The following is a 22197-nucleotide window of genomic DNA, read 5'->3' as shown; positions in this document are numbered from 1 at the left end:
GAATCGATAGCAGTAAATATCAATCTAGTCATAAAGAAAAATATATCCCAAGAACCGTCAATTTCCAAAAATAAAAATAGCCACTATTATTAAAAGTTATGTCATAATGCCTACAGGCAACAGCACAATGATCCGAATGATTTTCACAGTAACTTTCTCCTATGAAAAACATATTTAAAAATCAACTGTATTTTATTGCATAATTAATAAGGAAATTTTATTTATTATCTTTATATTTCAACAAAAATAAAACAATTACCAAATATAAATATCATCGTCACCCTCTAATAGGATGCATATTGTTTAAACATATTAGAACCTTTCCATCATACAGGAGTACTACCTATGGCAAGACAGAAAACCGTTTTAATTACAGGTTTTGAGCCTTTCGACAATGAAACAATTAATCCATCATGGGAGGCAGTCAAGCAGTTGCAAGGGCGCGCATTGTGTGGAGCGCGTATAGAAGCACGCCAGCTTCCATGCGTGTTCGACGTCTCCCTGACTTGCTTATATGCGGCTATTAATGATATCCAGCCTGATCTGGTGATTGCCGTAGGACAAGCGGGCGGTAGAGCTGATATCACCGTGGAACGCGTGGCGATTAATATCAACGATGCACGCATTCCTGATAATCAAGGTAACCAGCCTATCAATACGCCGATCGTAGCAACGGGTCCCGCCGCCTATTTTGCTACGTTACCCATCAATGCAATGGTCAAAGGTTTACATGAAGCAGGACTCCCAGCTTCAATTTCACAGACCGCAGGTACTTTCGTCTGCAATCATGTGATGTATGGCTTGCTGCATTATTTGACGTATACCAATCCTGAAATACGCGGTGGTTTTATCCATATCCCTTATCTGCCAGAGCAGGCAGTGCGGTACTCCGGCACACCAAGTATGGCACTGGAAACAGTAATAACAGCACTGGAAATCGCCATTAATGAAGCATTAAAAAACAGTGAGGATATCGTCATCAGTGGAGGTGCAACTCATTAATTTAATATTCTGCTCGCCCAGTTAAAAACGCGCCACAAAAGTGACAGGCACAGAGAAATACGATCTACTGAATAATGTTGCAAAGATAATCCTCTCTGTACCTGCACAATGTCCGTATGTAACTATCAAGCACCTGATATTTTTTTTAAATTATTAACCAATATGCCATTTACATAGATTACTTTATAATTTCGACTGTTATTATATTGAAATTTAGTTTATTTAACAAAACCTGTCACACAGTATGGGAATATAAATCATCTTTAGTTATGAAATTAGATATGTTTTCCAAGTCTATTGACAAAATTATTTCACCCAGTATCCCACGATTAATATCAGATTCGTCTATTTTTGTTACTTTTATTTCTGAAAGATGACCATTCATATTTTTGAAATACTCGTCCTCACGATTTTTTGTTCTGATTACCCTCCGTTTTGAATACAGATCATATTTATAAACCTCTGTATTGATCTCTTCAGGAAAATACATTTGACCAACAAAGGCAAAATGTTCTTCTTCATTTATATCTTTGCTGATCTGTCTAATTGCAATATGAATATGAGTTGCTCTACCAACATAAAACCCTGGGTAAATAGTAGTAAAATTGACCACCCCATTTTTATCCGATTGTTGAGCCCCTCTTAGAAAAACTTTATCATCAGTTCTGTTGATACCAGATATTTCACCGGCTTCAGGTGGTATATCAGGACTTATATAACTCCAACCAGAATATTTCCCCCGACTATTGCAGTGCCAAATATCAATAAATAATTTATCAACAGGCTTACATGTTTTCTCATCCATAATAGTTACTTTTAATAAAAAAGGTATTCCTGCTTCTGAATCAGTAATATCCCGCCTTACAATTTTACTATTCCGAAAATATGGCCCTGATATCTGCTCTGGGGTAAGGGTACACACACCTATTCCATTTCCATTCTGGAACGATAATTTTCCTTCCGCACGGGCCAAGCCAATTGGAGCAAGTGCAGCCGTCGCCGTGATAGCAGCACTACCTTTTAAAAAATCTCTTCGAGAGCTACTTTTCTTACCTTGCAAATTATTAACATCCATATAATCCTCTCTTTAATTATTTAGTTTCTATTACAATGCTTCCAGATTCCATTTTGTTACGTCGCGGGTATTTTGTTAATAAAACGTATTTTTTCCAATATCAATATGGAATATATATATAAGTCACAAAAAGTTTGATTACAAAGGAGTCACCATTAAGCAACAAACACCCCCAAGAGAAAGATTATTTATGAGAAAGCCCACCACCAATAAAGGTAATGGGCGAATGACTGGATTGAGTTATTTTACTGATTCGCGGAGACGTTTCGCCGCCTGTACCATATTTGCCAGTGACTGACGGGTTTCAGTCCAGCCACGGGTTTTCAGGCCACAATCCGGATTAACCCACAAGCGTTCAACCGGAATACGATCAGCCGCTTTGCGTAACAATGCTTCAATCCATTCAACACTGGGCACGTTAGGTGAATGAATATCATAAACACCTGGCCCGATCTCATTCGGATAAGAGAAGTTTTCGAATGAATCCAGCAACTCCATATCTGAACGGGAAGTTTCAATGGTAATCACATCCGCATCCAGTGCCGCAATGGAAGGCATGATGTCATTAAACTCGCAATAACACATATGAGTGTGAATCTGTGTGTCATCTTCGGCAATTGCAGCGCTCAATTTAAATGCATCTACAGCCCAATCGAGATATGCCTGCCACTCTTCACGACGCAGTGGTAAACCTTCACGCAATGCTGGCTCATCAATCTGGATGATACCAATGCCGGCTTTCTGCAAATCGTCCACTTCATCACGCAGTGCCAATGCAATCTGTTTGGCGATAGTCTCACGGCTGACATCTTCCCTTGGGAATGACCAGCAGAGGATAGTCACCGGCCCGGTTAACATCCCTTTGACAGGTTTATCCGTCAGCGATTGAGCATATTTAGCCCACTCTACAGTGATAGCTTCTGGGCGGCTGACATCACCAATAATCACCGGTGGCTTAACACAGCGGGAGCCATAGCTCTGAACCCAGCCATTTTGCGTAAAGACAAAACCGTCAAAGTGTTCGCCGAAGTATTCCACCATGTCGTTACGCTCAGCTTCACCATGAACCAAGACATCCAATCCTAAACGTTCCTGTTCGTTGATTGCCTGCTTGATATGTTCACAAATGTTGGTGCGATAGCTGGCACCATCTACCCGACCTTTTTTGAAATCCAGACGCAAGCCGCGGATTTCCGTTGTTTGCGGGAATGATCCAATTGTTGTTGTTGGCCACAATGGCAGGTTATAGCGCTGACGCTGTACTTCCGCACGCTGTGGATAGGGTTGATTACGTTCACTATCCTGTGGCTCAATAGCGGCAAGGCGATGAGTAACAGTCTGATTATTCACCCGTTTAGACTCACGGCGGGCACGGATTGGAGCACTGTAAGCAGCCAATTCTGCTTGTTTACTGCCTTCTGGCTGATTCAACGCCGCAGCCAGCAGAGCCAATTCCTCACATTTCTGCAATGCGAACGCAAACCAGCTTTTCACCTCTGCATCAAGAGCGGTTTCATCATTCAGATCGATAGGGCTGTGCAGAAGAGAACAAGATGAACCAATCCACAGTGTACGACTCTCTACCAGTGGTTTAATCAACTGATATTTAGCGGTTAAATCAGCACGCCATACATTACGGCCATTAATTACCCCCAGGGAAAGCAGCCACTCTTTTGGCAGTGACTCATGCAACTGCGCAACATCATCTTTACCGGCAACCAGATCTACATGCAACCCCTGTACAGGCAGAGATTTAATGATTTCCAGGTTGTGACCAACGCTATCGAAGTAGGTGGTCAGCAACAATTTAACCTGCCCCTGAAGCGCCTGATAAGCAACCGGATAAGCTGCCAGCCACTCTTCCGGCAATTCCAGTACCAGGGCAGGTTCATCAATCTGAACCCATTCAATACCACGTCTAGCTAACTCAGCTAACACTTGCTGATAAACAGGAAGAATATCTTTCAGTAAAGAGAGGCGATCAAACACCTGACCTTTCACTTTACCCAACCACAGGTAAGTCACCGGTCCCAGTAAAACGGGTTTCACTTTATGACCCAGAGCCAAAGCCTCATCCACTTCTTCCAGTAACTGAGTCCAACTCAGTTTAAATTCCTGGCCTTGCTGAAATTCCGGCACAATATAATGGTAGTTAGTATTAAACCATTTCGTCATTTCTGCGGCGGCGGCGGGCTCACCAGTCGGTGCACGACCGCGGGCAATGCGGAATAGTGTATCCAGATCAATAATGCCATCTGCATTCTGATGACGCGGTGGTACATTACCCAGCAATAAGCTGGTGGTCAGAACATGATCATACCAAGCGAAATCACCAACCGGCACTAAATCAACACCAGCCTGCTTCTGTTGTTCCCAGTGACGGGCACGTAACTCACGGCCAGTTTCCAATAATTCTTGCTGAGAAATTTTCCCTGCCCAATAATTTTCCTGAGCTTTTTTTAATTCTCTTTTCAAACCGATACGTGGAAAGCCAAGTGTGTGATTAATAATCGTCATTTTCATTATCCCGTCATTTTTAGCCGTCTAGATGTTTACACATCCATAATCAACAGGTAAGGTATAAACCACAAGCGCAATTTATTCATTATCATCCTGAAGGTTTCTCATGATCGAAATAAAACATTTAAAAACATTACAATCATTGAGTCATTGTGGTTCATTAGCAGCAGCGGCTAATCACTTGCATCAGACACAATCCGCTTTGTCTCATCAATTCAGCGATCTTGAACACCGCCTTGGCTTTCGATTGTTTATCCGTAAAAGTCAACCGCTTCGTTTTACACCACAGGGTGAAGTTTTATTACGGTTGGCAGAACAAGTTCTCCCACTGGTCCAAAACGCACTGCGCGAATGCAAGGAACCGGGCCAGACCAATTTGCGTATCGCTATTGAATGTCATAGTTGTATTCAATGGCTAACACCCGCACTCAAACATTTCCGCGAAACCTGGCCGCAGGTCAATGTGGATTTCAAATCCGGCGTCACTTTTGATCCACAGCCTGCACTATTGCAACGGGAATTAGATGTCGTTCTGACATCAGATATTCTTCCTGATAGCGATCTGCACTACACGCCACTATTTGATTATGAGGTCAAATTGATTGTCGCCCCGGATCACCCTCTGGCAAATAAGCTGCACATTCAGCCAAAGGATTTAATTGATGAGACGTTGATGATCTATCCCGTTCAGCGCCAACGATTTGATATCTGGCGACGTTTCTTGCAACCCGCCGGCGTCATCCCCACCCTGAAAAATGTGGATAACACGCTGTTACTGATTCAAATGGTCGCCGCCCGTATGGGGATCGCAGCTCTGCCACACTGGGTTGTTGAAACATTTGAACGGCAAGGGCTAGTGGTAACGAAAACGCTGGGAGAAGGTTTATGGAGCAGACTCTACGCTGCCGTCCGTGAAGGTGAACAACGCCAGCCTGAGATTAACGCATTTATCCATTCCGCACGCCAGCACGCGATGGATAATCTGCCATTCGTGAAGGAAATTTCAAGATCAAGCGTTGGTGAATCCATAACAACGCAACAATCAAACCTCCTCCAATGGTAAATTTATCCCCCATCCCACCGGAACCAAGATACTATTCATCATTGCCAAGGTTCCGGTGGGAAAACCAACACTATTAGCCAGACACGGGTAAACACAAGTAAACAAGCTACAGCCTGACAAGTGAGACGTTCACCAATCAGGTTGAATAGCGCAATCGACAAGATTGTCGTGATAACCCGTGAATCACAGGGTATTAGTGCTCTTTCCCTACCAGTAAAGCCTCCAGTAGATCCAAATCATGCAACAAAGTCTGAAGTGTCTCATTACTGATTTTTCTGGTTGCACGCAGATGATATAACTCACCGCGTTCTGCTCTTAACGCTGTCAGACGGAAACGACGCTCCAAATCTTCCACTAGCAGGTTATGTTCTATCTCATCCTGCCCTACAGTACGACGACGCAAATGACCAATTACCCTGGAAGCAACTTCGGTAATAACCTCAGCATCCAATTGCTCTTCCGTGCTGGCAGAAAGGCGTTCTTCCATCTTATTCATACTGACAATAGCCACTTCTGCCATTGCTGCCCGCGCCATTCGCACTTCACTGATATCAGCCTGCTTATCGGAAGCTTTAATTCCCTGTAGCAAGAATGGCAAAGAGACAACCCCAACTAACAGCGAGAGCAGGATAACCCCGGCAGCAATAAAAATAAGCTGATAACGTGCCGGGAATGGCGTGCCATCCGTCAGAAACAGTGGAACAGACAATGCACCAGCAAGTGTAATTGCACCACGAACCCCAGCAAAAGATGCCAGCAATAATTCACGTGTAGTATAAGTCGCGAAATTCAGGGGATTCTTTTTCATCAAGGTTTTACTGATATTCTTCATCAGCCACAACCAGCAGAAACGCAGCAGTAAAAGTGCACCATAAATCACGGCAACTGCGGCGAACAGCATCCAGGTTTCAACTGTTGGATCAAGTTCTGCCTGCACAACGGATGTTTTCCAGATCTCCGGTAATTGCAGGCCCAACATGATAAATACCAAGCCGTTAAACACAAATTCCAGCATTGACCAAACACTATCGGCCCGCAGCCGCATCGCCAACGGCGCGTTACGGATAACGCCGGATTTACTAATAGTCATACCCGCAGCAACCGCGGCAAGGATACCGGAAACACCAATATGTTCAGCAATCAAGTAAGAAGCAAAGGGCAGCAGCAACATGAAAACAATTTGGGTTGCCGGATCACCACCGCTCCAGCGGTTCATCAAACGCAGGGATTTACTGTATAACCAGGTCACCGCAATACCGGATAACAAACCACCGATAGCAACTTTAAAGAATTCGATAGTCGCACCGGTAACAGTAAATACCATCGTTCCCATCGCTATCGCTACAGCGAACTTTAAGGCTACCAGGCCGGAAGCATCATTCATCAACGCTTCCCCTTCCATCACACTCATCATACGCTTAGGCATGCGCCCTTTTCCAACAATGGATGATAAAGCCACCGCATCCGTTGGTGATAGCACGGCGGCAAGGGCAAAGGCAGCAATTAATGGAATGCCTGGCATCAGCCAGTAGATCAGATAACCAATACCGATAACAGTAACCAGTACCAATACCAGCATCAGTATGAAAATTTCCCTTCCGTACTGGAAAAATTCTCTGGTTGGCGTTTTCCAACCATCAACGAATAACAAAGGAGGGATTAGCAAGACAAGAAACAGCTCAGGATCGAAAGTCACATGTAAGCCAAAATGCGGCAAGGCCAGCAATGCACCCATTGCAATTTGCATTAACGGCAGAGGTATGCGAAACGGAATCACCTTAGCCAAAACACCAGAGACTGAAACCACCAAAATCAAAATCAGAATAGTAAAGAATATTTCCATGTTGCCCTTACAATTTACCTGAGAACCGTTGATATACAGATTGAGACTCTTTTCTTCCCGCCAAAACAAAAACCGTGAGAATAGATCTTAATGCTAAAATAACTGAATCAATCGAAAAAGGTAGATACATGCTGAGTCGTATCCGAAAGAATTGCAGGAATATTGTAAACTAATCAGATAAATAGAGGTGAAATAATTGAGAATTCAAAAGTAATCGCAAGAAATGGCAAAGTGCGTAGGCATGAAGACACCTTACGCACTTTTTAATCAATCAAATAGCCCAATCACCAGCATAAAATACTACCAAAGCGATCGTGATCACTACTGTACTGACATTTAACTTACGCCATTCGCCGGAACAGACACGGCCAATAACCAGAGAACCGAAACCCAGCATAATACCGGTGACAATATTGCAAGTCAGAACAATAAAGACCGCACAGAGCATACCGGACATCGCGCCAACAAAATCATCGAAGTCCAGCTTTTTGACATTACTCAGCATCAGCAAACCAACATACATCAGCGCCGGCGCGGTCGCATACGCAGGTACAAGATATGAAAGTGGAGAAAGGAACAAAATTAACAAGAACAGGATACCGACAACTGTTGCAGTTAAACCTGTTTTACCCCCTGCTGCGGTACCCGCCGCTGATTCGATATATACCGCGGCCGGAGAGGCGCCGATGACGCCTGCAAAAATGCTGCTGACAGAATCGGCAGTCAGCGCTTTACCGCCATTAATAATCTGCCCACCCTTATCCAACAGATTCCCTTGCCCTGCCACTGCGCGGATTGTGCCGGTTGCATCAAATACGGCGGTCATTACCAATGCCAGCACACTGGGTAATACAATTGGCTGCAAAGCCCCCATAATATCCATACTAAAAACCAAAGACAGGCCGTCATCTCCCAGGTTGGGTACTTTAAAGAAGCCTTGATATTTCACAGCCGGATCAAAAATCAGCCCAATAACAGAAATCATCACAATCACTAGCAGCACGCCACCTGGAACTTTCAATTTTTCCAGGCCAAAAATAACCGCCAGACCAAGCAAAGTCATCATAACCGGAAAAGAGGTGAACGAACCCAGAGCAACAGGCAAACCTTCCAACGGGTTCTTAATGACCAAACCAACGCCATTTGACGCAATCAGCAACAAAAACAGCCCAATACCAATCCCCGCCCCATGAGCAATACCCATAGGTATATTGCGCAAAATCCAGGAGCGAATACCGGTAACAGAAATCACAGTAAACAAACAGCCCATCAAGAATACCGCACCGAGCGCAACCGGAATACTGATTTGCTGCCCCAAAACCAAACTAAAAGCGGTAAATGCAGTCAGTGAAATTGCACAACCAATCGCCATTGGCAGATTAGCCCAAAGCCCCATTAACAAAGAGCCAAAACCGGCAACCAAACAGGTCGCAATAAAAACAGCAGTATGAGGAAACCCAGCCTGCCCTAGCATACCCGGAACAACGATGACTGAATAAACCATCGCCAGAAAAGTCGTGAGTCCTGCCAGAACTTCACGCCGTACCGTTGTTCCGCGTTCGGTCAATTTAAAATACTTATCCAGCTTGCATTTAGCTGGTGCCTGAGTGCCGGACATCATGTTGTTCCCCTGCATTATATTCATGTATTTCTCCGCTTTCTGCCAAACGAAAACGATTACCTCACCTAATAACAATAATGAATATTGCATCAATCGGTTTAATAAACCATAAAAGCAATCGTTTGGCTTTCAGAATAAAAAAACGGTGAGAGAATTTGAGGCGAAAGATTATCCAGTGATCATGGTGTTGGAATCAAGAGCTAACCGTATTTTTAACACAAAAAAGCTGCCTGTTTATTGTCATGTTTTTCTCGTGAAAAACTTGATAAAAACATAATTGCTGATAAAGTCACCAACAGGAGGTAAACCATGAGCATCAAAACCAAACTGATAGATGATATAAAACAATTCCAACCTGGTACTATTTTCACTTACCAGGAGTTGCCAACCTATCAATCAGCACCAAACACGGTTGTTAAGACCGTCAGTCGTCTGATTAAAACTGGCGAATTGCGCCGTTTTTCCAAAGGTAATTTCTATCGCCCCAAAAGCGGGCTATTTGGCGAGCAAAAACCTTCAGATCAAGAGAAAATCAAAACCTTCTTATTTCGTAACGGACGCCGTATCGGCTATATAACTGGAATCAGTCTGTATAACAAGCTGGGCTTAACAACTCAAATTCCCATCTTTACCTCCAAAGGGTACTCCCGCCGACATCAGGCGGGAGGGGAATTTGGACGGGCTTGAAAAGCCCGTAGAATCATTAGCCACGCTGATGTTGAATGTATTGTTTCACCACTTCCAGCGGTGCTCCACCGCATGAACCCGCAAAGTAGGAGCGAGACCAGAGAACGGCCTTTCCGTATGCTCCGCGTAAGTCCAGAAACTCATTACGTAAGCGACGGGAGGTGACTGCTTTCAGCGAGTTAACCAATACCGATAGCTGAACGGTCGGGGGATACTCAATCAGCATATGAACATGATCTAAATCGCCGTGACTTTCTTTAAGTTCTGCGCCGAAGTCACGGCAGATTTCACCTGCATACTGATGAAAGGCTGCATAGTGTCGCTCGCCAAGAATCTTTCTACGGTATTTGGTCACAAACACAAGATGTACATGCAAAAGAAAGGCGGCATGTCGTGAACGATTAATTTTGTATTTTTGCATTGAAGTTAGCCGAAGGCACAGTAAAATAGAGAACAAACTGACTACACACTGAATGATAATGCTAATACTGAAAGCCTACAAGTTCAGACTAGAGCCAACCGAAGAACAGTCGCAGCGTCTGCGGCAGTTATGCGGCTGTGCTCGTTTCGTCTGGAATCACGGGCTTGACGAAACGAAGCGCATGCTTGAGTCAGGCGGCAAACTTCCCTCCGCTTTTGAGCTGAACAGGATGCTCACGGTGTGGAAAAACATGCCGGAACACGCCTTTTTGCAGGAAGCCTACACGGATAACCTTCAGCAAAAACTCAAAGATTTACACGGGGCGTGGAAACGTTGTTTTGATAAAAAATTGTCGGCAAAAGCGCCTGTATTTAAGAGAAAAAATGACGGACGCGATTCGATCCGCTTCGTTAATTTTGAGAAATATTGTCGACTTAAACCTCGTCGGGTAAAACTGCCTTCGGGTCTCGGTTGGGTTAAATTCCGGCAATCGCAGGAGGTGAACGGAAAAATTAAAAATGCCACCATCAGCCAGTCAGCGGGTAAATGGTCCATCTCATTTCAGGTCGAAATTGAGACACCTGAACCCCAGCATGAATCCTCCTCAATGATTGGGCTGGATGCGGGGATAACAAAACTGGCCACGCTCTCGGATGGCACAATATACGAACCTGTAAACAGTTTTAAGCGCAATCAGCGCAAGCTGGCGAGGCTTCAGCGTCAGTTAAGCCGCAAAGTTAAGTTCAGCGCCAACTGGCAGAAACAGAAGCGAAAAATTCAGCGTCTGCATTCGCACATCGCCAATATCCGGCGCGATTACCTTCATAAGACCACCACGAAAATAAGCAAAAACCACGCGATGATCGTGATTGAAGATTTGAAGGTCAGTAACATGTCGAAGTCAGCGAAAGGCACGGCAGAACAGCCCGGAAGGAACGTTCGGGCTAAATCAGGCTTAAATCGCGCGATACGGGATCAGGGCTGGTATGAAATGCGCCGTCAGCTAGAATATAAGCAGCGCTGGCGCGGCGGTCAGGTACTGGCAGTCCCTCCGGCATACACCAGCCAGCGGTGCGCATGTTGCGGTCATACAGCAAAAGAGAACCGCTTGTCGCAGAGTAAATTTGTGTGCCAGGTGTGTGGATATACCGCGAACGCAGATGTAAACGGCGCTCGTAACATGTTAGCGGCAGGGCATGCCGTGCTTGCCTGTGGAGGGACGGAGCAATCAGGCCGCCCGTTGAAGCAGGAACCAGACGCAGAGCGATCAGCCGTCGCCCACTAACGGGGATCCCCCTCTTGAGTCACGAAGTGCGAAAGTGGGGGAGGATGTCAAGACTATCACAATTGCAATGGCAGGATCGCGACAAAAAAAAGATATGGGAACTCTACGGGTAAAAATTATCCCTTCCCGCACACCGGTAAATGAAAACAATCAAGCCGCACTTGAAATATTGGATGCATTAAATGGTATAAAAAAAATCCCAGATATCTCCCCATCTGATGCATTAAGTATATTAAGAAATAAACTTAATGAGTTAGATAACCGACAAATCAAAATGGCGATAAAACTTGCGCTAAACCATTATCCTCCATCAACACGAGCACTTCTAGGGATGCTACTGGATGAAACAGGAATCGAAGACAGCAAACTCAAAAAATCTTTAAACCCATCAAGCCGTTATAAAATTGGTCTTAACTGTAATCAGTGGCAAAAAGCCAGGGAGTGGCATATCTCATGAATCTCCAGCAAAAGACAGAGAAAATAAATGCGAAATAAATTGAAAATAACAATTTATTGATATTATACGAAACAAATAAATTTTTATTAATTACTATTTCAAAGAGTAAATATATAACGATATATCAGCATTAACCCTGAAACCAGCACAATGATGTTGATAAACTTCAGGAATGTCTCTCTGGAAATTTTCAATGTCATCTGACGGCCTAAATAAATTCCCAATAACATCGCTGGAATAAACGCCAGTATTAATAACAAGAATGAACTATCCTGATAAATACCCAGAACAACAAAAATAATCACTCTTGTCAGGGTACTGAAGCCAATTAAAGTCGTCTGAGTAATCCGGAAAGCTTCCTTATCGAGTATCCGCCCGGTCAAATAGATGGCATAAAGAAAACCACCACTACCAAATAATGCTCTGAAAACACCGCCCCCCAAACCAAACGGAATCGCCGCTTTAGCCGGGAATTGACGATAGGTTTTACCAGAAAATAATGAATAAAGTGAATAGAAAACAACAAATAATCCTAATACCAGAACCAAAACATCGGGTCGGGCCATCAATAAAATGGCTGCACCAATCAAGCTACCGATAATCATTAACGGAATAATTAGCCTGAGCTCACTAAACTCGGCTCTTCTGCCATCTCTGGCAACATTAATTACTGCGGCGGTTAAATCTATCAACGCAAGTAGAGGAACAATTTTCACTACAGGGATATAAAGCGCTAGAATCGGGCTGGCAATAAGTGCAGAACCAAACCCAGCCATACCAAAAACCAGGTAAGCAAAAAAAACAGCAAAAATACAAATAAAAAGATCGGGCCATGTCAGTACATGTAACATTAATATTTCTCTGAAAATAGTTATCAATCCAAGTGATCATTGTCTCAATACTAATAGCTTTTACTGTCGTTTGTCAGAACAATCTGCAAAAAATAACCACAGCAATTCAAGATACTCTTATGTACAAATGTGCTGGTAATGGACTGATAGAAAAAATAAAGGAGCCAGAATTGTAAATAACCACAAATATTCGTTAAGTAATGAATGATCTACAGGTTTGCCTCATTTTTCAAACTAAGTTTACTAAGGTTTCCCTAAGCTAATGAAAAAAATAAAATCTCTGCCACATCCCATACAAGCGCTATTACTGGCGATCTATATCGGCATTTTTCTCAATCTATCGGTTTTTTATCGTCATTTTGAAGAGACTCATGTTGGCATTCACACTTCTAAGTTGGTTACCGGCAGCATTAAAGCTCTTACCATTGTCCTATTTACCTTTTTTCTGTTACGTCTTCTTTCTTTGGGTGGACGCTGGTTCTACCGTATTACTGCCAGCTTATTAGTTCTTTTCTCTGTTGCCGCCAGCTATTACATGACCTTCTTTAATGTCGTTATTGGCTACGGCATTATTGCTTCAGTCTTGACTACAGATATTGATTTATCCGTTGAAGTTGTTGGTTACAACTGTATCATCTGGCTAATTTTGCTCAGTATCTTGCCACTACTGCTTATCTGGTCGGGTAATTTACACAATACTCTGCTTGAACAACTGCGAACGCCCGGCCAGCGAATAAAATCACTGGCAGTCATGCTAATGACTGCATTACTGGTATGGGCTCCGCTGGACTGGATGAACACTCAGCAAAAAGCTAACGACGCGCTCAATAATATCGATATGCCAAGCTATGGCGGTGTGGTTGCGCACTCTTACTTACCTTCTAACTGGCTAACTGCGCTGGGGTTATATATTACTACTGCGACAGACGAATATCTGAATCAGAATGAACTGTTTGATCCGACACAAAAGTTCACTTATGTCGCTCCACAAGGCATTAATGATACCTACGTGATATTTATCATTGGTGAAACTGCGCGTTGGGATCATATGGGAATATTAGGATATGAGCGTGATACAACCCCACTTCTGAGCAAAGAACCGAACCTGGTCACATTTCGTGGTGAATCCTGCGACACTGCCACCAAACTTTCCCTGCGCTGTATGTTTGTACGCGAAGGGGGCACCAAAAATAACGACCAGCGCACACTGAAAGAACAAAACATATTCTCAGTTATGCATAAATTGGGATTCAGCTCAGAACTTTTCTCAATGCAAAGTGAAGTCTGGTTTTATAACAAGACCGAGGTGGACAATTTTGCTTTCCGTGAACTGATCGCCTCTGAGAGCCGCAACGATGGCAAACCTGTTGACGATATGATGTTAATTAATGAATTAAAAGAATCACTGGAACATCATCCAAACGGCAAACATCTGGTCATCTTGCATACTAAAGGCTCTCACTATCTATATTCACAACGTTATCCGCGCAGCTTTGCTAAATATCAGCCGGAATGCATGAACGTCGATGATGACTGTAGCAAAGAACAGCTCATCAACGCATTTGATAACAGCATCTTATACACCGATTACTTTATCAAAAACGTCATTGACCAAGTACGGGATAAAAAAGCGCTAGTATTTTACACCTCAGACCACGGCGAATCGATCGACGATGATTTCCATCTGCACGGCACACCACGTCATATAGCGCCACCGGAACAATTCCGTGTGCCATTGATAGTTTGGGCATCAGATAAATTCCTGGATGCCCCAAATAATGCTCAGGCTTTTGAAAACCTCAGAACACAGGCCAAAACAGGTAATATCTATCGCCATGTTGAGCTATATGACACCATTCTCGGTTGCCTCGGCTATACCTCACCTGACGGTGGAATTATGACAAGTAATAATCTGTGCAGTGATTGAGGAACATTTCCAGTCCTGAAATACATTGATACTTTCTTATAAAATGAATGCCTAATTATTCCGTTTTATACTTCAATGAATAATATAGGCATTCATTTTATCGATTGTAGTTAGATATTTTTCAATAGATAAACTAAGAACTCAATAAATTAATTCAGATTAAATTAAATCATAGGTGAATATATTTTACGATATGTTATGATTCATTTTCAGACATATACTTAGGCCGACGAGAGACAAGATGCAAACAAACGAAAGAAAAGTACTATGCACGATAGAAAAAGGATACTCCTACGAAAGAGAAGATCAGCTAGGGAAACTCAGAGTGTATTTTGAGATTTTGAATAATGGTGAAATTGTACCAATTAATAAAGAAAGTTTATTTTGTGAAACTGAACAGGTTTTCGTTACTTCAGGGTATAGCGAATTACGTGAAAAGTATAGTTCCTCACTTTTTGCAGCAACATGTGTTCCAACAAACTTTGAGAAAAAAGAGGGGAACTGCCAATATATCACCAGAGCAAACTTTTGCGAAGAGATCAAAGGGCTTTTAGCCTGCCAAGTTTACGATCTCCCCTTTCCTGATGTTAACGAAGCAGTTATTATTTTAACAGAAAAACCCGTAACAAAAACAATCCTAATCCAAAATGACAGCTATATCTATGGGCCTTTCGATTATGTTGATGAGATAGACCCAGCAACAAACCAACATATTTTACATTTAAAACCCATAAGTACGCCATTAAATAAAATCCAGCAATTTCATATTGGAAAAATAGGCATCCAGAAATGTGTTGCATATTTATCACAAAATAATTATTCACATATGACTTTTCTATGCAACATAAAAAGAATATTTGAAAACATAGATGATACCATCGATTATATAACTAACGATCAAATCATTTCAACCTACGGGAATAGAATTGCACAAAACTCTGAGATAAGAAGTTTCAACAAAGGAACAATAGCACAAATCCGTAAGTGCTATACTTCCTCACAAGAATTCAGAACTTTCCCTGAAAGATTTAATAGGCTATTTCAAAGTTTAGAAATGGCAGAAAGTTGGGATAATACCCGGAAAGACTTAATGGATAGTTTTCTTTCAATTGATAAAGGAAGAGAAATTTTAAAAAAATATATCGACGAAAATAAAGAAGAATATTTTCGGGAGGAGAAACAATCTTTTTTAAAGAAATTACAAGAAGATAAATTAAATCAGCAGCAAGCATTTAATGAATTAATCAATAAAAAAGAGCAAATAGAAGCTGATATCCGCAAATTGCTGCGAGCAAGAGAGCTGTTTCAATTCAATGGTGGTCAGATATCAACAATCACCATTACGGCAGAAGAAAAAAATAAGATTGAACAGAAACTATCTTCCCGGCGTAAAGAATTAGATACTCTAACCGCAGAAGTCAAAGTTTTAGAAGAAAAACATAGTCGTTTTAAAAAAATCGAAGACTTAAAAAATGAAATAGATGATCTGGAGCGTGAACGCGACAGATATAGAGACAGAAAAAGGCAGATGGAAGAGCAAGTTGAGGATGTTGCGAAAAAACTGAGAGAAAGTAATGAAGTATTAACCAGCAGGTTAGTTCAGCTTAAACCCGATGTAGATGCTTTATGCGGTTTAAAGCCAAAAGCAGTATTTAGCTCGTTGGATTATAATGTCATAACAAGGGAAATCCCAGCAACTGAAAGTGATGAAGATACCCGTGAAAATCTAATCAATAGTGTCCTTGATGCTTTAAATAATCGAGGCCGTAAAACAGATTATTATACCGTTGCGAATATTCTGACAACGATAGCACAATGTCAGTTTACATTATTTAGCGGATTACCTGGAACGGGGAAAACATCGCTGGCAAAAATACTCGCAGCCAGCCTGGGGCTACAAAATCGCTTATTAAATATTCCTGTTGCACGAGGTTGGACTTCATCAAGAGATGTATTAGGTTTCTATAATGCTTTATCCCAATCGTTTATCCCTTCCGCTACTGGGTTGTTTGATTTAATTAGACATCTTCATTACGAAATGAAAGAGAAAATTGAATCAGCCGCTCCGGCTATCGTTTTACTTGATGAATTTAACCTTTCACAACCGGAACACTACTTCAGCCCGTTCCTTGAAATGGCCGATCCTGAGTCTAAACGAATAATTTTAACCGGTAATCCCGAGGAGCAACATTTTCAGGTACCCACCTATTTACGTTTTTTAGGCACTATCAATCAGGACGAATCTGTTCAATCCCTTACTCCCAGGTTGTTAGACAGGGCTGCTATAATCAATTTTGATGATTTTGAACAAGACTATGATTTGAGTGTAGTAAAATCAGATACCCATAAAGATTTAAGCATTTCCCCAATTACTGGAAATAAATTCATTGATATTTTCCTTCCAAGATCTTTAGAAATGACACCAGATATTGAACGAATTCTGCAATTAATCATCGAAACTTTACGTGATGATAACCCAGAATTAGGAACTCCCGTTATTGTTTCATATCGAAAAATAAAAGCTATTCGTTCATATCATAATGTGGCTGGCCCAATGATGTATATCGAAAGTAAATACAAAGCATTAGATTACGCGGTAGTTCAACATATATTACCTCTTTTAAATGGCTATGGACAGAATTTTGGTAATCGATTAAATACCTTGTTAGATAATTTACCTGACGAAATGGAACGCGCACATAAACTGCTGAGAAGAATTATTAGCACCGGAAACCAAAATATGTTCTGTTATGGGGCTAACATATGATCCGTTGGGAAATGTTTATCAATTCAATTTCTGATGGTGAAGTTGTTGATCTCAGAATCAACAACAAATATCAAATTACAGAATTAGATCATATTCTGTTTCAAGTTTCATTATCGGAAGATGATATTGACAAAAATAGCACTCCTATAATAATCATAGGAGATACATCTCTGGAATTAGTTTTTTCTCACTATGAAAATAACGAAAAAATATACACATCAATAGAACCACTGAGCTCACATCGTTCAAGATATTTTTATAACTTCTTTGGGGAAAGCCAAGTTTATCTTTATTTAGGAAACCAATATGATCCTATCTATAGTGTTACCTTTGATATTCTGGCAAGACGAGAAAATGTCGCCTTAGCAAACATTATGTTAGAATATTTAACCGAAAACTTAGAGGATATTGTTTCCATTTGTTTTTCAAAAAGCAGGAAAATCACCTTATCGAATGAAGATAATATTTTTAATTTCAATAAATTAGAAATAATAAAAGAAACAGTTAGCTATTTAACACAACATTTGCCATTATTTATTATAGAGCATAAACACACTTTAGAACCTAAATTAATTCTATCAAAACAAGGGCAACCAACCGGACCAGATTCAATTATGTGGGCATTATACAATCTTGACCAGTTATCTCCTGCGAATAATGAAGATGCCAACATATTCTATAATAACAGAGGATATGCTTTCAATGAACTTCCTAAAGAGACACTAAAAGAAAATACGAATACTTACGAAAACAAAGTCATCCACGCTTTTCTAAAACAAGCTAATATCTTCCTGATGATGCTTAAAGAATCACTGATTTCTCCTAAAGAGAAAATCCAATCTTTAGAAAAAAATGAATTTATCCAATTTAACCACACAATGTCAAAATATGCCTATTTAGCCTTAAAGAATAAATCCAAAAAAATTGAAAACCTAATTAGCACTTTAGAAAAAACAAGATTATTGTTTAATAAAAAAATACCCTCAACAGCACCAATAGGCATCGTTCCTAAAATCACACCTTATGTTGCTAAACATAACCATTACAGAAAAACCTTTTATCTTATTGAGCAGTACCACCATGCACCAACCCCCTCTTTTATTGGCAAAGAACTTTTTTCCGGATTAAAAAACCTCTCAGCAATTTATGAAACTACTGTATTGATTTTATTACATGAAATTATTCAAGAAAGTTATAAAGTTCAGCTTATTGAACAAAGTTATAGACTTCATGCGGAAGAATTACCTTTCGGCGGCGTCACAATAAAAAGACCAGAAAATGAAATTAATAATTATTTCTTATTTAAAAATGAAAAATATGACATTGAATTATTTTACGAAGCAAAAATTTTCCCTTTAAGCGCCCACAGTAAAAAAGGGGATCTTGTTGATACAAGTAACAATATTGATTCTAATAAATATGGAAAACACCATTTTCACCCTGATTTTATCATGAAAGTAAACTCAAAAAGCTGGAAAAACCCACTAATTATAATACTTGATGCAAAATATAAAGATGCAAAAACAATAAAGGAGCATGATATTAATGAATTAACAAGGAAGTACTTATTTAATATACATCAGGTTAATGAAAATATGGCCTTAGGAATGTCTCCGGTAAAAATGCTTTTTATTCTATTCGCACATAATTCTGAAGAAACCGTTGTCAGATCAGTTTCCCCACGACATTGTATCAATGGTCAGTTTCCAGTCTTACCACAATCAATCGCTATTTCAGTTAAACCTAATGAAAAAAATATATTAATAGAACACTTTATTGCACTTAAAGAAATTATGGATAATAATAAAGACTAATTGTATGAATCTACCAATTGAAATTATTTTCAATCAAAACAATACAAGATAATTATGTCACTCCGAAAACACACATAACATTCATTTTCTCTGATTGTTTTAAGGTGTTATTTATTTTCATCTACTAAGATTTACTTTTAAATCTTGGACAATTTGTGTAGTTGAACATCTAAACATCATTAATATTTTTCTTAAGAGGAAATTATTATGGAATATCAAAAAATTGGACAAATGAGCCTTAAAAACTCAGGCGGATTTGTTGTTAGAATCCAATTTAGTTATATTGATCCCAACGGTGAAAAGTTTCTAAGTAAACAAAGTGATGATATTACTCTTGGAGTAACAAAGACTATTGATCCAGGCGATCTTGGTGTTCCTGATGGGGCGATGGTTTATATGCATGCATTTGTAGTATGGGGACGTGATAATGAAGCTCATCAAGTTTTTTCATACAAAAAAGGGAGCCAAGCGATTGCCAACTATATGATCAGTGGTACAACATTAAATAATGATCTTGGCTTGATCGATGTTATACAGTAATACATACAGGCCCTGCAAAAGCAGGGCCTTATAGGCTAAAGCTTTACTTTTTCTGCCTACGGTAAATCCTAGAACGGTTATCTATTAAGGAGAAATATGAAATCACGAGCCGCTGTTGCATTCGGGCCGGGCCGCCCCCTTGAAATCGTTGAAATCGATGTTGCCCCACCTCAAGCCGGTGAAGTACTGGTCAAAATCAGCCATACCGGTGTGTGTCATACAGATGCCTTCACCCTATCAGGGGATGATCCGGAGGGCATTTTTCCTGCTGTGCTCGGGCATGAAGGCGCAGGTGTCGTCGTTGAAGTTGGTGAAGGCGTCACCAGCGTCAAACCCGGTGACCACGTTATCCCTCTTTATACTGCGGAATGCGGAGAATGCCTGTTCTGCAAATCAGGAAAAACCAACCTGTGTGTGGCCGTACGGGCAACTCAAGGAAAAGGTGTCATGCCGGATGGTACAACCCGTTTTTCCTACCAAGGGCAGCCTATTTACCATTACATGGGATGCTCTACATTCAGCGAATACACAGTCGTAGCCGAAGTATCACTGGCAAAAATCAACCCGGAAGCAAACCATCAAGAGGTATGTTTGCTGGGCTGCGGTGTCACAACCGGCATTGGCGCAGTGCACAATACCGCAAAAGTGCAACCTGGTGACTCTGTCGCCGTCTTTGGGCTCGGCGGCATTGGCCTTGCCGTGCTCCAAGGAGCCCGTCAGGCAAAAGCGGGCAGGATCATTGCCATCGATACAAATCCGGCAAAATTTGAGCTGGCCAGACAGTTCGGGGCAACCGACTGCCTGAACCCGAATGATTACGATAAGCCTATTCAGCAGGTCATTATCGAGATGACGGAATGGGGAGTAGATCATACTTTCGAGTGTATTGGTAATGTTAATGTTATGCGTGCCGCGCTTGAAAGTGCACACCGTGGCTGGGGACAATCAGTGATTATTGGTGTGGCAGGTGCAGGACAGGAAATCTCAACCCGGCCATTCCAACTGGTCACTGGTCGTTCATGGCGAGGCACCGCCTTTGGTGGTGTTAAAGGCCGTAGTCAGTTGCCTAAAATGGTGGAAGAGGCAATGAAAGGTAAAATTGAGTTAAAGCCTTTTGTTACTCACACCTTACCGCTCGAGCGCATCAATGAAGCATTCGAACTGATGAATGAAGGAAAATCCATTCGCACAGTCATCCATTACTAAGCTGTTTTGCGGGAGTTAAAAACCGTGCTGTGACAGACGGTTTTTAACAAAACAGGAAACGACGGCCGGGTTTACCGTGAAATGAGTGAACCTGTAAGGTTTACAGAGAGGAAAAAGAATGGAAAGGATTGAACGCCACGCTTGTTTTGGGGGATGGCAGGACGTTTATCAGCACGAATCGGCCGTACTTGGCTGTGCTATGAATTTTGCTGTTTACCTTCCTCCTCAGGCTGAACATCAGAAATTACCGGTACTGTACTGGCTCTCAGGCTTAACATGCAATGAGCAGAATTTCATCACTAAAGCCGGGGCTCAACGCTACGCTGCCGAACAGGGTATTATCCTTGTCGCCCCAGATACCAGCCCTCGTGGTGAGAACGTTGCAGATGACAGCACTTATGATTTGGGTCAGGGCGCCGGTTTTTACCTCAACGCAACACAGGAACCCTGGGTGCCTCACTATCACATGTACGATTATGTGGTGTCAGAGCTACCGACACTGATCGAAGCACACTTCCCGGTAACAACCTCCCGGGCCATTAGTGGTCATTCTATGGGCGGTCACGGCGCACTGATGATCGCGCTACGCAATCCAGATCGTTACCACAGCATATCAGCCTTTTCACCGATTGTTGCACCCTCTCAGGTTCCTTGGGGAGAAAAAGCTTTTCGCGCTTATCTGGGCGAAGTTCGTGACACATGGAAAGCCTATGATGCAATCGAGCTGCTGAGCAATAGCGCCAAGCCATTGCATGTGTTAATTGATATCGGTGCTGATGACCCGTTTCTTCAAGAACAGCTACGCCCTGAGCTGCTGAAAAATGTGTGCGAAAGCACTGGGCATCCCTACACACTGAACCTGCGCACCGGCTATGATCATAGCTACTATTTTGTCGCTAGTTTTATCGGCGAGCATATCGCATATCATGCCAAAGCATTGAAGGGAACTTGTTCAGATAATCAATAAATCACAGTCCATCTGAAACAATTTACATTAATCAAGACTTCGCCAACGATACAGAACAAAGCTTCGAGATGCAGACAAGTACATATCAGTGTATTTCCATCAATATTACAGATAGTTGATTATCTGGGTATCGCAATTGACCACGTATTGA

The 22197-nt window shown here is 41.6% G+C and carries 17 protein-coding genes; 11 read left to right on the top strand and 6 right to left on the bottom strand.

Annotated elements, in window-relative coordinates; translation table 11 throughout:
• Positions 1–345 precede the first annotated feature (345 nt).
• Positions 346–1002 (top strand): pyroglutamyl-peptidase I, encoded by a 657-nt coding sequence (pcp, locus tag VY86_RS10895; protein WP_046974957.1) that lies wholly within the window; start codon positions 346–348, stop codon positions 1000–1002.
• 235 nt (positions 1003–1237) lie between these two features.
• Here pcp and VY86_RS10890 read toward each other — a convergent pair whose 3' ends face one another.
• Positions 1238–2077 (bottom strand): intradiol ring-cleavage dioxygenase, encoded by an 840-nt coding sequence (locus tag VY86_RS10890; RefSeq protein WP_046974956.1) that lies wholly within the window; start codon positions 2075–2077, stop codon positions 1238–1240.
• A 240-nt stretch (positions 2078–2317) separates the two neighbouring features.
• On the bottom strand, positions 2318–4594 hold the full coding sequence (gene metE / locus VY86_RS10885) for a 5-methyltetrahydropteroyltriglutamate--homocysteine S-methyltransferase (protein WP_046976821.1): 2277 nt from the start codon (positions 4592–4594) through the stop codon (positions 2318–2320).
• Positions 4595–4703: 109 nt separating this feature from the next.
• On the opposite strand from metE, the gene metR reads away from it, so the two are divergent.
• Entirely contained in the window at positions 4704–5660 is a 957-nt protein-coding gene (gene metR, locus VY86_RS10880; RefSeq protein ID WP_046974955.1) for an HTH-type transcriptional regulator MetR, read from the top strand.
• 193 nt (positions 5661–5853) lie between these two features.
• Here metR and VY86_RS10875 read toward each other — a convergent pair whose 3' ends face one another.
• Positions 5854–7503 (bottom strand): Na+/H+ antiporter, encoded by a 1650-nt coding sequence (locus tag VY86_RS10875; protein WP_021326077.1) that lies wholly within the window; start codon positions 7501–7503, stop codon positions 5854–5856.
• A gap of 271 nt (positions 7504–7774) precedes the next feature.
• On the bottom strand, positions 7775–9121 hold the full coding sequence (locus VY86_RS10870) for an NCS2 family permease (RefSeq protein WP_046976820.1): 1347 nt from the start codon (positions 9119–9121) through the stop codon (positions 7775–7777).
• A 312-nt stretch (positions 9122–9433) separates the two neighbouring features.
• Between VY86_RS10870 and VY86_RS10865 the strand changes: the two genes are divergently transcribed.
• Positions 9434–9811, top strand: coding sequence for a DUF6088 family protein (locus VY86_RS10865; RefSeq protein WP_052760815.1), 378 nt, complete (start codon positions 9434–9436; stop codon positions 9809–9811).
• Positions 9812–9827: 16 nt separating this feature from the next.
• Here the strand turns inward: VY86_RS10865 and tnpA are convergent, their stop codons facing one another.
• On the bottom strand, positions 9828–10232 hold the full coding sequence (gene tnpA / locus VY86_RS10860; protein WP_046974954.1) for an IS200/IS605 family transposase: 405 nt from the start codon (positions 10230–10232) through the stop codon (positions 9828–9830).
• A gap of 58 nt (positions 10233–10290) precedes the next feature.
• Between tnpA and VY86_RS10855 the strand changes: the two genes are divergently transcribed.
• Positions 10291–11517: an RNA-guided endonuclease InsQ/TnpB family protein gene (locus VY86_RS10855; protein WP_046974953.1), complete on the top strand. Its 1227-nt coding sequence runs from the start codon at positions 10291–10293 to the stop codon at positions 11515–11517.
• Positions 11518–11551: 34 nt separating this feature from the next.
• Entirely contained in the window at positions 11552–11974 is a 423-nt protein-coding gene (locus tag VY86_RS10850) for a hypothetical protein (protein ID WP_155806617.1), read from the top strand.
• A gap of 98 nt (positions 11975–12072) precedes the next feature.
• Here the strand turns inward: VY86_RS10850 and VY86_RS10845 are convergent, their stop codons facing one another.
• Complete coding sequence (locus VY86_RS10845; RefSeq protein ID WP_046974952.1) at positions 12073–12825, bottom strand: sulfite exporter TauE/SafE family protein; 753 nt, start codon at positions 12823–12825, stop codon at positions 12073–12075.
• Between the two features lie 262 nt (positions 12826–13087).
• On the opposite strand from VY86_RS10845, the gene eptB reads away from it, so the two are divergent.
• The 6 genes from eptB to fghA all read left to right on the top strand — a co-directional run bounded on the left by eptB (position 13088) and on the right by fghA (position 22046).
• Positions 13088–14752 carry a kdo(2)-lipid A phosphoethanolamine 7''-transferase gene (eptB, locus tag VY86_RS10840; RefSeq protein ID WP_046974951.1) on the top strand — a complete coding sequence of 555 codons (1665 nt, stop codon included), beginning with the start codon at positions 13088–13090 and terminating at the stop codon, positions 14750–14752.
• Between the two features lie 241 nt (positions 14753–14993).
• Entirely contained in the window at positions 14994–17519 is a 2526-nt protein-coding gene (locus VY86_RS10835) for a DUF8727 domain-containing protein (RefSeq protein WP_046974950.1), read from the top strand.
• Positions 17516–19333: a nuclease domain-containing protein gene (locus VY86_RS10830; RefSeq protein WP_046974949.1), complete on the top strand. Its 1818-nt coding sequence runs from the start codon at positions 17516–17518 to the stop codon at positions 19331–19333. The genes VY86_RS10835 and VY86_RS10830 overlap by 4 nt, the downstream gene beginning before the upstream one ends.
• Before the next feature lie 207 nt (positions 19334–19540).
• Complete coding sequence (locus VY86_RS10825; protein ID WP_046974948.1) at positions 19541–19873, top strand: hypothetical protein; 333 nt, start codon at positions 19541–19543, stop codon at positions 19871–19873.
• A 96-nt stretch (positions 19874–19969) separates the two neighbouring features.
• On the top strand, positions 19970–21079 hold the full coding sequence (locus VY86_RS10820; protein ID WP_023045092.1) for an S-(hydroxymethyl)glutathione dehydrogenase/class III alcohol dehydrogenase: 1110 nt from the start codon (positions 19970–19972) through the stop codon (positions 21077–21079).
• A gap of 118 nt (positions 21080–21197) precedes the next feature.
• Positions 21198–22046, top strand: a complete 849-nt coding sequence (gene fghA, locus VY86_RS10815) for an S-formylglutathione hydrolase (RefSeq protein WP_046974947.1) — start codon at positions 21198–21200, stop codon at positions 22044–22046.
• Positions 22047–22197: the final 151 nt, after the last annotated feature.

The sequence above is a fragment of the Photorhabdus thracensis genome, from assembly GCF_001010285.1.
Classification (GTDB): domain Bacteria; phylum Pseudomonadota; class Gammaproteobacteria; order Enterobacterales; family Enterobacteriaceae; genus Photorhabdus; species Photorhabdus temperata.
The sequence above is the reverse complement of the archived record's forward strand: the minus strand, read 5'-3'. Positions and strand labels throughout refer to the sequence as shown.

Excerpts from the sequence above, each read along its gene's own strand:
- tnpA (WP_046974954.1), bottom strand. The coding sequence starts at position 10,232 with ATGCAAAAATACAAAATTAATCGTTCACGACATGCCGCCTTTCTTTTG.
- metE (WP_046976821.1), bottom strand. The coding sequence starts at position 4,594 with ATGACGATTATTAATCACACACTTGGCTTTCCACGTATCGGTTTGAAA.
- pcp (WP_046974957.1), top strand. The coding sequence starts at position 346 with ATGGCAAGACAGAAAACCGTTTTAATTACAGGTTTTGAGCCTTTCGAC.
- eptB (WP_046974951.1), top strand. The coding sequence starts at position 13,088 with ATGAAAAAAATAAAATCTCTGCCACATCCCATACAAGCGCTATTACTG.
- VY86_RS10825 (WP_046974948.1), top strand. The coding sequence starts at position 19,541 with ATGGAATATCAAAAAATTGGACAAATGAGCCTTAAAAACTCAGGCGGA.
- VY86_RS10845 (WP_046974952.1), bottom strand. The coding sequence starts at position 12,825 with ATGTTACATGTACTGACATGGCCCGATCTTTTTATTTGTATTTTTGCT.
- VY86_RS10875 (WP_021326077.1), bottom strand. The coding sequence starts at position 7,503 with ATGGAAATATTCTTTACTATTCTGATTTTGATTTTGGTGGTTTCAGTC.
- VY86_RS10855 (WP_046974953.1), top strand. The coding sequence starts at position 10,291 with ATGCTAATACTGAAAGCCTACAAGTTCAGACTAGAGCCAACCGAAGAA.
- VY86_RS10890 (WP_046974956.1), bottom strand. The coding sequence starts at position 2,077 with ATGGATGTTAATAATTTGCAAGGTAAGAAAAGTAGCTCTCGAAGAGAT.
- VY86_RS10820 (WP_023045092.1), top strand. The coding sequence starts at position 19,970 with ATGAAATCACGAGCCGCTGTTGCATTCGGGCCGGGCCGCCCCCTTGAA.
- VY86_RS10830 (WP_046974949.1), top strand. The coding sequence starts at position 17,516 with ATGATCCGTTGGGAAATGTTTATCAATTCAATTTCTGATGGTGAAGTT.
- VY86_RS10870 (WP_046976820.1), bottom strand. The coding sequence starts at position 9,121 with ATGTCCGGCACTCAGGCACCAGCTAAATGCAAGCTGGATAAGTATTTT.
- metR (WP_046974955.1), top strand. The coding sequence starts at position 4,704 with ATGATCGAAATAAAACATTTAAAAACATTACAATCATTGAGTCATTGT.
- VY86_RS10835 (WP_046974950.1), top strand. The coding sequence starts at position 14,994 with ATGCAAACAAACGAAAGAAAAGTACTATGCACGATAGAAAAAGGATAC.
- fghA (WP_046974947.1), top strand. The coding sequence starts at position 21,198 with ATGGAAAGGATTGAACGCCACGCTTGTTTTGGGGGATGGCAGGACGTT.
- VY86_RS10865 (WP_052760815.1), top strand. The coding sequence starts at position 9,434 with ATGAGCATCAAAACCAAACTGATAGATGATATAAAACAATTCCAACCT.